This window comes from Curtobacterium sp. C2H10, from assembly GCF_025407985.1.
Lineage (GTDB): Bacteria > Actinomycetota > Actinomycetes > Actinomycetales > Microbacteriaceae > Curtobacterium.
In genome coordinates, this window is record NZ_JABXGF010000012.1 from 34,191 (window position 1) to 46,771 (window position 12,581).

At 72.5% G+C, this 12,581-nt stretch carries 15 protein-coding genes; 8 read left to right on the forward strand and 7 right to left on the reverse strand.

Annotated elements, in window-relative coordinates; translation table 11 throughout:
• Positions 1-98: 98 nt before the first annotated feature.
• Entirely contained in the window at positions 99-680 is a 582-nt protein-coding gene (locus HWD93_RS07235) for a hypothetical protein (protein ID WP_261646463.1), read from the forward strand.
• Positions 681-689: 9 nt separating this feature from the next.
• On the opposite strand, the gene HWD93_RS07240 is transcribed toward HWD93_RS07235, so the two are convergent.
• Genes HWD93_RS07240 through HWD93_RS07250 form a run of 3 tightly spaced genes read right to left on the reverse strand, consistent with a single transcriptional unit; the run spans position 690 to position 2,852 of the window.
• Positions 690-1,430 carry an SOS response-associated peptidase gene (locus tag HWD93_RS07240; protein WP_261646464.1) on the reverse strand — a complete coding sequence of 247 codons (741 nt, stop codon included), beginning with the start codon at positions 1,428-1,430 and terminating at the stop codon, positions 690-692.
• A 41-nt stretch (positions 1,431-1,471) separates the two neighbouring features.
• On the reverse strand, positions 1,472-2,194 hold the full coding sequence (locus tag HWD93_RS07245) for a hypothetical protein (protein ID WP_261646465.1): 723 nt from the start codon (positions 2,192-2,194) through the stop codon (positions 1,472-1,474).
• Positions 2,187-2,852: a hypothetical protein gene (locus HWD93_RS07250; RefSeq protein WP_261646466.1), complete on the reverse strand. Its 666-nt coding sequence runs from the start codon at positions 2,850-2,852 to the stop codon at positions 2,187-2,189. The genes HWD93_RS07245 and HWD93_RS07250 overlap by 8 nt, the downstream gene beginning before the upstream one ends.
• 135 nt (positions 2,853-2,987) lie before the next feature.
• On the opposite strand from HWD93_RS07250, the gene HWD93_RS07255 reads away from it, so the two are divergent.
• Genes HWD93_RS07255 through HWD93_RS07265 form a run of 3 tightly spaced genes read left to right on the forward strand, consistent with a single transcriptional unit; the run spans position 2,988 to position 4,793 of the window.
• Positions 2,988-3,413 (forward strand): organic hydroperoxide resistance protein, encoded by a 426-nt coding sequence (locus HWD93_RS07255; protein WP_071294457.1) that lies wholly within the window; start codon positions 2,988-2,990, stop codon positions 3,411-3,413.
• Between the two features lie 10 nt (positions 3,414-3,423).
• Entirely contained in the window at positions 3,424-3,810 is a 387-nt protein-coding gene (locus tag HWD93_RS07260; protein WP_261646467.1) for a YchJ family metal-binding protein, read from the forward strand.
• A gap of 29 nt (positions 3,811-3,839) precedes the next feature.
• Positions 3,840-4,793, forward strand: a complete 954-nt coding sequence (locus HWD93_RS07265) for an SDR family NAD(P)-dependent oxidoreductase (RefSeq protein ID WP_261646468.1) — start codon at positions 3,840-3,842, stop codon at positions 4,791-4,793.
• Between the two features lie 7 nt (positions 4,794-4,800).
• Here HWD93_RS07265 and HWD93_RS07270 read toward each other — a convergent pair whose 3' ends face one another.
• Positions 4,801-5,664 carry a shikimate dehydrogenase gene (locus HWD93_RS07270; RefSeq protein ID WP_261646469.1) on the reverse strand — a complete coding sequence of 288 codons (864 nt, stop codon included), beginning with the start codon at positions 5,662-5,664 and terminating at the stop codon, positions 4,801-4,803.
• A 59-nt stretch (positions 5,665-5,723) separates the two neighbouring features.
• Between HWD93_RS07270 and HWD93_RS07275 the strand changes: the two genes are divergently transcribed.
• On the forward strand, positions 5,724-6,731 hold the full coding sequence (locus tag HWD93_RS07275; protein ID WP_071303485.1) for an iron-siderophore ABC transporter substrate-binding protein: 1,008 nt from the start codon (positions 5,724-5,726) through the stop codon (positions 6,729-6,731).
• A gap of 104 nt (positions 6,732-6,835) precedes the next feature.
• Here HWD93_RS07275 and HWD93_RS07280 read toward each other — a convergent pair whose 3' ends face one another.
• The gene (locus tag HWD93_RS07280) at positions 6,836-7,240 is read right to left on the reverse strand and encodes a DUF1304 domain-containing protein (protein ID WP_083295407.1); all 405 of its coding nucleotides are present in this window, start codon (positions 7,238-7,240) and stop codon (positions 6,836-6,838) included.
• 112 nt (positions 7,241-7,352) lie between these two features.
• Here HWD93_RS07280 and HWD93_RS07285 point away from each other — a divergent pair, with 112 nt between their 5' ends.
• From HWD93_RS07285 to HWD93_RS07295, 3 genes are read left to right on the forward strand one after another with little or no spacing between them, the layout of a single operon-like run.
• A complete protein-coding gene (locus HWD93_RS07285) occupies positions 7,353-7,676 on the forward strand; it encodes a chorismate mutase (RefSeq protein WP_070417024.1) in 324 nt (107 codons plus the stop codon).
• Positions 7,673-8,776: a lactonase family protein gene (locus tag HWD93_RS07290; RefSeq protein WP_261646470.1), complete on the forward strand. Its 1,104-nt coding sequence runs from the start codon at positions 7,673-7,675 to the stop codon at positions 8,774-8,776. Before HWD93_RS07285 ends, HWD93_RS07290 begins: the two co-directional genes overlap by 4 nt.
• Positions 8,777-8,786: 10 nt before the next feature.
• Entirely contained in the window at positions 8,787-9,200 is a 414-nt protein-coding gene (locus tag HWD93_RS07295) for a GNAT family N-acetyltransferase (protein WP_261646471.1), read from the forward strand.
• A gap of 16 nt (positions 9,201-9,216) precedes the next feature.
• Here HWD93_RS07295 and HWD93_RS07300 read toward each other — a convergent pair whose 3' ends face one another.
• Positions 9,217-10,137 (reverse strand): 2-hydroxyacid dehydrogenase, encoded by a 921-nt coding sequence (locus tag HWD93_RS07300; protein WP_071294462.1) that lies wholly within the window; start codon positions 10,135-10,137, stop codon positions 9,217-9,219.
• A 40-nt stretch (positions 10,138-10,177) separates the two neighbouring features.
• Entirely contained in the window at positions 10,178-12,559 is a 2,382-nt protein-coding gene (gene purL, locus HWD93_RS07305) for a phosphoribosylformylglycinamidine synthase subunit PurL (RefSeq protein WP_261646472.1), read from the reverse strand.
• Between the last annotated feature and the right edge of the window lie 22 nt (positions 12,560-12,581).

Here is a 12,581-nt window from a genome sequence, read left to right on the forward strand (position 1 = left end):
GGGCCCGGACCACGTCAGCCGATCGGCTGACGCGATCCGGGCCTCCTGTCTGTCATGCTCTCGACGTGGGCCGACGCTCGGCCCGGACCGGGGGGACCATGACGTCGGACGAGCACGCGACCATCCCGCACCGAGCGGGCCCGTCTGCACGCGCGGTGCTGGCGACGTGCGTCGTCGCGGCCCTCGTCCTGCTCGCCGGGCTCGTCGTCGTCACCTCGTCGCCCGCGCCGCTGCGCGCGCTGGGCGCGAGCGGCGTCTGCGGCGGGTGGTCGGACGACGAGGCCGGACGTGACGAGACCCGGATGTCCGCCGGGTTCGTCCTGCGGAACCCGTCCGACCGGCCCGTCACGCTCCGGGGCGTCCGCGCGACGTGGGACTCCGGGCTCCGCTCGGTGCGCGTCGTCCTCGCGGAGAAGGTCCGGGGATCCGGCACGGGCGCACTGATGGGCGACACCGCGAGCGTCGTCGACGGCGCGCAGGTCCTCGACGCCGACGGTACGGTGATCGCGCCGCACCACGACGTCCGGGTCGTCGCCGAGATGCGCTCGAGGAGCCTGGCGCACGGCGGACACCTGACCGGGCTCCGGGTGACGACGACCGGGCCGCTGGGGACCCTGCGGACCCAGGACCTGTCGGACGTGACCGTGGGGATGACCACGCCGGGGTCCGACGTCTGCTGAGCGGCGTGGCTAGGCGACCCGCTCGATGAGCTGCGGCCCGTCGTTCCTGACGCTGTTCACCGCACGTGAGACCTCGTACTGCTCGAGGCCCGCCGCGACCGTCAGCGACTCGTGGTCGAGCAGGGCGAGCAGGTCGTCCTGTCCGAGGCCGCCCTGCTCGGTGTCCAACCAGGCGTCGTAGCCGTCCGGGGTGAGGAACGCCGGCATGCGGTCGTGCACCTCGCCCGGGGCCACGTGGGCGTCCCGCGTGATGATCGCCAGGGACAGCCGCCACTTGTCCGGGTCGCTGTCGGGCTTCGTGGGGTCGGGCCAGGCGCTCACGACACCGGCCATCGCGAGGGCGCCGCCGGGTTCGTGGACGAAGTGCGGTTCCTTGCCGTCCTCGCGCACGACCCACTCGTAGTAGCCCTGGGCGGGGACGATGCAGCGGTTCGTCGCGAACGCCCGCTTGAACATGCCGCTCGTCGCGACGGTCTCGATGCGGGCGTTGATCGGCTTCGGACGCTGCTTCTGGAAGTCCTTCGCCCAGCTCGGCACGAACCCCCAGCTGATCTGCGGGAGTTCGCGCTGCCCGTGCCGCTGCCGGACCGCGAAGACCGGGTCGGTCGGTGCGACGTTCCAGCTCGGGACCAGGCCGGTGCCGACCACGCCGGTGTCCTCGTCGACGTGCTCGGTCCGGTCGGCGAGCTCACCGATCAGTTCCGGCAGCAGATCGGCCGTGGTGTCGGAGACGACGAACCTTCCACACATGCGCCCAGTGTGCCCGGTGCCACCGACACGCGCTCACGCGCTCACTCGCCCGGGAGCGCCAGCTTGCTGCCGCTCGGGCTGTCGGGGCGTCCTCGGCGTGGCGCGGGCGGGACGGGCGGCAACGCCTCGGCCTCGACGCGGAGTTGCTCCTGGCGCCCGAGCGTCCGGATGCCGATGACCCCCGTGCCGCTCGTGACCACGATGGAGAACAGCCAGACGCCCGGGAACAGGATCACGGTGTCGCTGCCCACCGACGAGGCCACGTCGAACACCAGGGTGCCGAGGACGATGCCGATCCACCCGCCCGTGAGGAACAGCGAGCGGTACGCCGCTCGGACGAGCAGGTCGCGGGTCGCCGGCATGCCCTGCAGCACGGCGTCGCGGTGCTCCGGCGCGACCGGCGGCGGGTTGCGGCGGAAGTACCGGGCGATCGCCTCCTGTGTACGCCACCCGATGCCGGGCACGGGTGGGAGCGACCATCCCCGGGGGCCGATCGGCGTGAGGGCGGCACCGACGCACCCGATGCCCGCGGCGACCAGGAGCGCCACGACGACCCCGGCAGCGACCGGGACGGCTCCGTCGAGGCGCTCGACGAACGCCCCCAGGAGCAGCAGCCCGGCGAACGCGACGACCGCGACGACGATCCCGACGCGGACGGCACGGCGGTGGTGGCGCCGGTCGACGAGCTCGGGGAGCCGCTCGCGGTACACCTGCCACCCGGTGCGGAAGACGGTCCGGGGTACCTGCTCGCGGGCCTCAGTCACCGGGCAGCCGCACCTTCGATCCGTCGACCCCGTGCTTCCCCGTATCGGCGTCTCCGGCCGGCGGGTCGACCGCGAGGGCTGCGAGCCGCGCGCGCTCCGAGCGGCCGAGCCGCACCACGAGGTCGGGCAGCGTGCAGACGTACACCGCTGCCCACAGCAGCGCGATCGGCCGCACGTCGCTGCGCGCGAAGGCCGCGATCCCGAGCAGTGCGACCCCGCCGAGGAGCGGGGCGAGCCGCGTCAGCCGCCGGACCAGCCCGCGCTGCAGGAGTCCGACGTCGGTCAGCACCGCCGCACGGTCCTCGGGGGTCACCGGGAGCTGCCGTCTCGCCAGGTAGGGCTGCACCGACCACCGCACACTCATCTGCCAGTCCGGCCGGACCTGTCGCCCGTTGATGGTCGCTGCCGGGTCGAGCGGACGGTCGGTCCGGAAGCCGGAGAACACGATCGATCCGAGGCCGAGGGACACGAGCGCGATGACCACGACCGGTCGGACGGCCCCCGTACCGGCCCAGCCGAACGCGAGCTGCAGCGCGACGGCGCCGACCAGCACCACCACGGAGCACGCGGCGGCGATCCACGCGGCACGACGGGCGCGCGCGGGATCGACCACCGTGGCGATCCGCTCCCGCAGCACCTGCCACCCGAGTCTGAACACGAGATTCCGTCTACTCCGTGAAGCTGACAGCGGTGGGGCCGGACACGCCCGACGCGTCCTCACCGACCGACCGCCGCCGCCCGCCGTTGCGCCCCGCTCCAGCGGTCGTCCAGGAACGCACGATGCGCTCGTGCCATGAGTCTCGACATCGTCTACACCGCCGCCGCCCACGCCACCGGAGGCGGCCGCGACGGACACGTGCGCAGCGAGGACGACCGCCTCGACCTCGACACCCGTCCGCCGAAGGAGATGGGCGGCAGCGGCGAGGGCACGAACCCCGAGCAGCTCTTCGCCGCCGGGTACGCCGCGTGCTTCCTCGGGGCGCTCCACGCCGCGGGCCGGGAGCTCGACGTCGACACGACCGGCGCCGAGGTCTCGGCCGAGGTCGGCATCGGCGGCACCGGCAACGGGGGCTTCGGCCTCGCGGTCGAGCTCGACGTCTACGCGCCGGCCGCCCGACCCGAGCAGCGCCAGCGTCTCGCCGAGCGCGCGCACGAGATCTGCCCCTACTCGAACGCCACCCGCGGCAACATCACGGTCGCGCTGTCGATAGTCGACTAGCGTGCCGCCCGTGGTCACCGACGAGTCGCGCTGCCCCTGCCTGAGCGGCAACCCCTACGGCGAGTGCTGCGGCCCGCTGCACGCGGGCGCCGCGGCCCCGACCGCCGAGCGGCTCATGCGGTCGCGGTTCAGCGCGTTCGCCCTCGGCCTGCCCGAGTACCTGCTGCAGACGTGGCACCCGCGCACCCGCCCGGCGAACCTCGAGCTCGACCCGGCCCAGCGCTGGACGCGGCTGGACGTCCTGTCGACGGAGTCCGGCGGCCCGTTCGACTCCCGCGGCACCGTCGCCTTCCGCGCGTGGTGGCGCACCGACGACGAGCGGGGCACACTCGAGGAGACGAGCGACTTCGTGCGCGAGCACGGCCGGTGGTCCTACGTGGACGGCACGGTGTCCTGAGCGCCTCCGTCCGCAGACAGGAGCACACCGTGCCGGACCGTGACCTCGCCGCCTTCGGCGCCCACACCACCGCCGCCGAGGTCGTGGCGGGGCTCGACCTCCGGGGACGGACCGCCGTCGTGACCGGTGCCGCCTCGGGCATCGGCGTGGAGACGGCCCGAGCGCTCGCCGGGGCCGGTGCGACCGTGACCCTGGCGGTCCGCGACGTCGAGGCCGGACAGCGGGTCGCGGCGGACATCGCCCGCACGACCGGGCGCACGGCACCCGACGTCGCCGAGCTCCACCTCGACCGCCCGGCCTCCGTGGAAGCGTTCGCGGCGTCGTGGTCCGGCCCCCTCGACGTCCTGGTCGCCAACGCCGGGGTGATGGACAGCCCGGAGTCGTACACCTCGGCCGGGTGGGAGACGCAGTTCGCCACGAACCACCTCGGGCACTTCGCGCTGGCCCTCGGGCTGCACGAGGCGCTCGCCGCGGCCTCCGGTGCGCGGATCGTCTCGCTGTCGTCGAGCGGGCACGGCAGCTCGCCGGTCGTGTTCGACGACCTGTTCTTCCGGCGTCGCCCGTACGAGCCCGGACTCGCCTACGCCCAGTCCAAGACCGCCAACGTGCTCTTCGCCGTCGAGGTCGGACGACGATGGGCCGCCGACGGGATCACGGCGAACGCGTGCATGCCCGGAGGGATCTGGACGGGGCTGCAGAAGCACTGGGACCCGGAGGTGCTCGCGGCGACGAAGGTCTCCGCGGCGGACGTCGTCAAGTCCCCGGAGCAGGGCGCGGCGACGTCGGTGCTCCTCGCCACCGCTCCGGAGCTCGACGGCGTGAGCGGCCGGTACTTCGAGGACTGCCACGAGGCCGCCGTCGTCGACCGCATCACCGACGGGCTGCACGGCGTGCTCCCCTGGGCGCTCGACCCGGCCGCCGCCGAGCGGCTCTGGGACGTCTCGGTCGCGTTGCTCGACGCCGAGGCACGAGCTCGACGCTGACCGAGGCTCAGGCCCCGATGGTCTCCGGCAGGCCCACGGAGGCGCGCATCGCCCTCCGCACGTCGGCCTCGGCCGGCAGGAACTCGTCCTGGTCACCGCTCAGGAAGAACCGGATCTGCCCGAGGGCCTGCTCGGCGAGCATGTCGAGCCCGTTCAGCACGCGCCCGCCGGCGTCCGCCCACCGGGTCGCGACGGCGGTCGGCCAGGGCTCGTAGGCCACGTCGAAGAGCACCGCGTCCGGCCCCGACGGCACGAGGTCGAGCGTGTTCGCCGCACCCCCGGGCAGCGTCGAGACGACGAACCCGTGACGGCTCCCCGGCAGCTCGGTCAGCGGGAGCACCTCGAGCGAGACCCCGAGCCGCACAGCCAGGTCGACGAGGTGTCCGGCCTTCGCGGTGTCGCGGAGGAACACCCGCACGAGCGACGCCCCGAGCCGCACGGCCGCGGTGAGGGCGCTCGCTGCGGTCGCACCCCCGCCGAGGACGGTCGCCTCACCGGGGAGGTGTCCGAGCGCCTCGACCGGGCGCACGATCCCCTCGACGTCGGTGTTCGCGCCGGACCGCAGGACGGTGTCGCCGACCGTGCGGAACGCGATGGTGTTGGCGACCCCGAGCTCGTCGACGAGCGGGGTCGTCCGGTCGAGCATCGGCAGGACCTCGCGCTTGAGCGGCATGGTGAGGCTCAGTCCGCGCCAGTCGGGACCCAGCCCCGCGACGAACGCGTCCAGTCCGCCGGACGCGACCTCGTGCCTCCCGTACGTGAACGGCACCCCGAGCACGTCGTAGGCCGCTGCGTGCAGCGTGGGGGAGAGGGAGTGGGCGATGGGGGAGCCGAGCACCGCGAGGCGGGTCCGGGAGGGGTCGGAGTACATGTCCCCGTCAGCCTATCCAGGCGTGTTCCGCGCCGAGCGCTTAGGTTAGGCTTACCTTCGTGATCCGAACTCCCTCCCGCTTCCGCCGAGCGCTCGCCGCTGCCGGCGCCGTCGTCGCAGCGTCCCTCGTCCTCGCCGGGTGCGCCTCCGGCTCTGGTTCGTCGTCCGACGACGCCGCGACCACGTCCGCCGACGGCCAGTTCCCGGTGTCCATCACCACCGCCCTCGGCACCACGAAGATCGACTCGCAGCCGAAGCGCGTCGTCGCCCTCGGCTGGGGCGACGCCGAGACCGCGCTCGAACTCGGCGTGCAGCCCGTCGGCGCGAGCGACTGGCTCGCGTTCGGTGGCGACGGCGTCGGCCCGTGGCTCAAGGGTGCGTACACGAAGTCGCCGAAGATCATCCAGACGCTCGAGCCGAGCTACGAGGACATCCTCAAGCTCAAGCCCGACGTGATCCTCGACGTGAAGTCGTCGGGTGACGAGGACCGCTACGCGAAGCTCTCCGCGATCGCACCGACCGTGGCGATCCCGAAGGGCGGCGAGAACTACCTCGCGTCGACCGAGCAGCAGACCACGATGATCGCGAAGGCGCTCGGCAAGGAGGCCGCGGGCAAGAAGCTGCTCGCCGGCCTCGACGACGCCTACGCCGCCGCCCGCAAGGCGCACCCGGACTTCGCGGGCAAGTCGGCGGTCGTCGGCGCCTACACGTCCGAGGGCTTCGGGGCCTACGCCTCGACGGACAGCCGCTCGACGTTCATGCGGAACCTCGGCTTCACGATCCCGAAGGCGATCGACGAGCAGGCCGGCAAGGCGTTCTCGGTGCACCTGTCGGACGAGAACCTCGACCTGCTGGACGCCGACCTCACGCTGATCCTGCCGATCTACGTCGAGGCGTCCAAGGCCGAGTCCGACCCGCTCTTCCAGAAGGTGCCGTCGGTCGAGGCCGGGCACGCCATCGTGTTCGACGACCCGGACGTGTCGTCGGCGTTCTCGATGGGGACCACCGCCGCGATCGAGTGGGCGCTCGAGAAGCTGCCGGACGAGTTCCAGGCGAAGCTCGGCTGACGCCGATGCGGAACGACGGGAGGCGCGGTGCCAGCTGGCACCGCGCCTCCCGTCGTCCTGTGGTCGCGTCACGGACCGGCGTCCGGCCCGTCGGGACGCTGCGGTCAGGCGCCGAACGTCGAACCGAGGAACGCGAAGAGCAGGGCGATCAGCGGGAACGACCCCTGCACGAACGCGGAGTTGAGGTACCGGCGACCCGTCCCGAGCAGGACCACGGCGGCACCGAGCATCGACGCCGTCGAGAACACCACGAGCGTCCACCCGGTGGCCCCGTTGCCCGTGACGGCGAGCACCACACCGAGGATCGCGCCGATCGCGAGGAACAGGTTGTAGAAGCCCTGGTTGAACGCCATCGAGCGGGTGGCCTGGACCTCGGTCTCGGACGACAGGCCGAAGATCTTCCGCACACGGGGACTCGTCCACGCGACGGACTCGAGGAAGAAGATGTACACGTGCACGAGGCCCGCGAGGACCGCGAACACGCACGAGATCACGAGCAGGACCGACATGGTCCCCATTCTCGCAGTTCCGAAGGCGTGCTCAGTTCCCGCTCAGGTTCCGGTCGCCGGCCGCCGACGTAACCGACACCTGCCGAGCGGTCGCGGCCGTTAGGCTCGGGGCATGAGCGACGACGACACCACGCCCCAGTACGACCCGGCGGCCGTCGCCGAACTGGCCAGCATCCGCCAGAGCATCGACAACATCGACGCCGCGGTCATCCACATGCTCGCCGAGCGCTTCAAGTACACCCAGCGGGTCGGTTACCTCAAGGCAGCAGCGGGGATGCCGGCGGCCGACCCGGGGCGCGAGCAGATCCAGGTCGCACGACTCCGCTCCCTCGCCGCCGAGTCGCACCTCGACCCCGCCTTCGCGGAGAAGTTCCTGAACTTCATCGTCGCCGAGGTCATCCACCACCACGAGCAGATCGCCGGCGGCGACGAGTGAGCGACGCGCTCCCGACGCTGCTCGTCGGCTCGTACACGGCCACCGGCGGCGGGAACGCGACGGGCATCTCGATCGTGCCCGGCGGACCGGTCGGGGCTGCGGACGGCGGCGCGCCGACCGCTCGCACCGTCGCGGTCATCGACGACCCGTCGTTCCTGGCCGTCTCCGGCGACCGGGTCTACGCCGTGTCCGAGACGGCCGACGGCGGTGTCTCGGCGTTCCGCCTGGGCGGCTCGTCGCTCGAGCACCTCTGGGACGCTCCGGCCGGCGGCGACGCCCCGTGCCACGTGCGCGTCGACCCGTCCGGTGCGCTCGTCGTCACCAACTACGTCTCCGGTACCGTCACGGCGGTCTCGCTCGCCGCAGCGGAGTCGCACGCCGCGTCGGTGCTCGGCAGCGACGGGCTGATCGGCGCGCACGGCAGCGACGACCAGGTGACGGTGCCCGCGTCGGCGCTCGTCACCGAGGTCCTCCCCGACGCCACCGGCCCCGTCGAGGACCGACAAGAGGGTCCGCACGCCCACCAGTCGACCGCGACGCCGGACGGCACCGTGCTCGTGGCGGACCTCGGCGGCGACGCCCTGCACGAGTTCCGGATCACGGACGCCCCGACCATCGAGCAGGTCCGCGTCCACCACGTCACCCCGGGTGTCGGACCGCGGCACCTCGCCTGGTACGAGGGCGACCTCATCGTGGCCGGTGAGCTCGACGGCCGGGTCCACCGCCTCCGCCGCGACGGCTCGGGGTCGTTCGTGTCGGTGGCCTCCGCGGCGACCTTCACCGGCGAGGTCGGCGAGTCGCTCCTCAGCCACATCGAGGTCGACGACGCCGGGCGCGTGTACGTCGCGGTGCGCGGGCGCGACCTCGTGGTGGTGCTCGACGCATCCGAGGGCGGGCTGTCGCTCGTGGGGTCGGCGTCCTCCGGTGGGGTGTGGCCCCGGCACTTCGCACGGGTGCCCGGGTTCCTCCTCGTGGCGAACCAGATGTCCGACGCCATCGCGGTCCTGCCCCTCGGCGAGGACGGTGTCCCGGGCGAGGCCGTCGCGCAGATCGCGGTCGGCACGCCGGCGTGCGTCGTCCCGGTCGTCGTGCCGGTCTGAGTCCGACCCCATGGACGCGTCCTACACCCTCGTCCCCGGCCCGCCTCCCCTCGACGACTACCTCCGGCTGCGCCATGACTCCGGCCTGACGCCGAAGGACGCCGACCAGGGCGCCGGGGCGATCGCCGGCAGCTGGTCCGCCTGCCACGTCCTCGATCCCGACGGGCGGCCCGTCGCGATGGGCCGGACGATCGGCGACGGCGGCTGGTACTTCCACATCGCCGACATCGCGACCGACCCGGCGCACCAACGCCGGGGGATCGGTCGTGCGGTGGTCGCTTGGCTCGTCGCGGACATCCGCTCCCGGGCACCCCGTGGCGCGTACGTCACCCTCGTCGGCGACCCGCCCGGGCAGCGGCTCTACCGATCGCTCGGCTTCGACGACGTGGCACCGAGCCTCGGGATGGCGCTGCTGACCGACTGACCGGCCGGCCGGGTGGTCAGGACTCGATGACGTTCTCGAACGGTCGGCCCTCGGCCAACGCGGCCACCTGACGGCGCATCAGCTCGATCGACCGCGGCACGCTGAGGTCCGTGTTGCCGCCGACGTGCGGCGTCAGGACCGTGTTCGGCGTCGTCCAGAGCGGGTGCCCGTCGGGCAGGGGTTCGGGATCGGTGACGTCGAGCGCTGCCGAGAGCCGTCCGGACCGCAGCTCGGCGACGAGGGCATCGGTGTCGACGACCTTGCCGCGGGCGACGTTCACCACGAGGGCGCCGTCGGGCAGCGCGGCGAGCAGGTCGGCGTCCACCAGCCGTTCGGTCTCGTCCGTCAGCGGGGCGATGAGCACCAGGACGTCGGTGGTCGCGGCGAGCTCCGGGAGCTCGCCGAACGCGTGGACCTGCCGGCCGTCCTGCTCACGCGCGGTCCGCGCCACCACGGTGACCTCGGTGCGGAACGCCTCGAAGCGGGTCGCGATGGCGGACCCGATCGCGCCGTAGCCGACCACGGTCACTCGACGGTCGGCGAGGGACCGGGTGGTCCGGGCGTCCCAGACGCCGTTCGCACGGTCGGCCTGGAACGCCCCGAGCTCGCGCAGTGACGTCAGCGCGAGCCCCACCGCGAGTTCGGCGGTCTCGTCGTCGTGGATGCCGCGGCCGTTCGCGAGCTGCGCGTGGCCGGGGACGTGCGGGACCGCGTGCTCGTACCCGGCGCTCGGCAGCTGCAGGAGCCGCAGGTTCGGCAGGTCGTGCACGTACTGCCACCGGTGCCGCCCACCGAAGTAGAACGGCAGGAACGCGATGGCCACGTCGTCGGGGCGTCCGTACGGTGCCTCGACGTCCCACACGTCGAGCTCGATGCCCTCCGGCACGGGGCCGAAGCGATCGACGAGTCCACGGAACGGCAGGGTGACGACGGGCATCAGTCGGTACCCGTCGTCGTGGCGCTCCGGTCCGACCCGTTCAGGAGTCGGTCCGCGGCGAGAACGAGCCGTGGTCGTCGAGCGGACCCCGACCGACGTAGCCCTCGGTCACGTCCTCGACGATGACGTCCCCGAAGCGGCTCGGGAGCGTGGCGCCGTGGGTGCCGCGCAGCTCGTCGAGCGTCGCCTCGAACGCACCCTGGACCTCGAGCGACCCGCTCGTGGCGTCCGTGACACCGATGCGGAGCACCGGGAAGCCGCGGCCGTCGCAGAGGCCCTGGAAGCGGACGTCGTCCTCGCGCCGGACGGTCACGATCACGCGGCCGGTCGACTCGGAGAACAGCGCGGTGGCGGTGTCGACGCCGTCGCGGGCCTCGAGCTCGTCGAGCACGACGCGGGCGCCGAGCCCGAACCGGAGCACCGACTCGGCGAGGGTCTGGCCGAGGCCGCCGTCCGCCAGGTCGTGGGCGCTCGTGAGCAGCTGCTCGTTCGCCGCGGCGTGCAGGAGGTCCGCGAGGGCCTTCTCACGCTCGAGGTCGACCGACGGCGGACGGCCACCGAGGTGTCCGTGCACGGTGCCGGCCCAGGCCGACCCGTCGAGCTCGAGCGACGTGGTGCCGAGCAGGTAGATGTTGTGGCCGTCGTCCTGCCAGCCGGAGGGCACGCGCAGCGCCACGTCCTCGATCACGCCGAGGACACCGACGACCGGGGTCGGGTGGATCGGGGTGGTGCCGGTCTGGTTGTAGAACGACACGTTGCCGCCCGTGACCGGGATCCCGAGCTCCATGCAGCCGTCGGCGAGCCCCTCGACCGCTTCGGAGAACTGCCACATGACCTCGGGGTTCTCGGGGGAGCCGAAGTTCAGGCAGTCGGTCACGGCCGCCGGGACGGCACCGGTGACGGCGACGTTCCGATACGCCTCGGCGAGGGCCAGCCGGGCGCCCTGCTTCGGGTCGAGCTGGCAGTAGCGGCCGTTCGCGTCGGTGGCGATCGTGACGCCGAGCCCGGTCTCCTCGTCGACGCGGATCATGCCGCCGTCGTCGGGGAAGGAGAGCGCCGTGTTGCCGAGCACGTAGGTGTCGTACTGGTTCGTCACCCAGTTCTTCGACGCCAGGTTCGGGGAGCCGAGCAGCTGCAGGAACTGCGCCTTGAGGGCGGGGCCGTCGGCCGGGCGGTCGAGCGATGCAGCCGAGTCGGCCTGCAGCGCGTCGATCCAGGTCGGGTAGGCCACGGGGCGGTCGTAGACCGGGCCGTCGACGGCGACCGTGCGCGGGTCGACGTTCACGATCTCCTGGCCCTGCCAGTCGATGACGAGCCGGCCGGTGCCGGTGACCTCGCCGAGGACGCTGGTCTCGACCTCCCACTTGCCGACGACGCTGAGGAACTCGTCGAGCTTCTCGGGGCGGACGACCGCCATCATGCGCTCCTGGCTCTCAGACATGAGGATCTCCTCGGCGGTGAGCGTGGGGTCGCGCAGCAGGACGTCGTCGAGCGAGATGTGCATGCCGCCGTCGCCGTTCGACGCGAGCTCGCTCGTGGCGCACGAGATGCCGGCGGCACCGAGGTCCTGGATGCCCTCGACGAGTTCCTTCTGGAACAGCTCGAGGCAGCACTCGATGAGCACCTTCTCGGCGAAGGGGTCGCCGACCTGGACGGCGGGACGCTTGGTCGGGCCGCCCTCGGTGAAGGTGTCGGACGCCAGGATCGACGCGCCGCCGATGCCGTCGCCGCCGGTGCGGGCACCGAAGAGCACGACCTTGTTGCCGGCACCCGAGGCGTTCGCGAGGTGCAGGTCCTCGTGGCGGAGGACCCCGACCGCGAGGGCGTTCACCAGCGGGTTGCCCTGGTACACCGGGTCGAAGTAGGTCTCGCCGCCGATGTTCGGCAGGCCGAGGCAGTTGCCGTAGAACGAGATGCCGCCGACCACACCGTGGACGACGCGCTGCGTGTCCTCGTGGTCGATCGCGCCGAAGCGGAGCTGGTCCATCACGGCGACCGGGCGCGCGCCCATCGAGATGATGTCGCGGACGATGCCGCCGACACCGGTCGCGGCGCCCTGGTACGGCTCGACGTAGGACGGGTGGTTGTGCGACTCGACCTTGAAGGTCACCGCCCAGCCGTTGCCGACGTCGATGACACCGGCGTTCTCGCCCATGCCCACCATGAGGTTCTTCGTCATCTCCGGCGTGACCTTCTTGCCGAACTGCCGGAGGTAGTTCTTCGAGGACTTGTACGAGCAGTGCTCGGACCACATCACGGAGTACATCGCCAGCTCGCCCGAGGTGGGGCGGCGGCCGAGGATCTCGCGGATCTTCGCGTACTCGTCGGCCTTGAGCCCGAGCGCCTCGTACGGCTGCTCCTTGTCGGGCGTGGCTGCGGCGTCCTGGACGGTGTCGGGCTTCGGGCGGACGTGTGTCGTCACGGTGGTGTCGTTCCCTGTCACT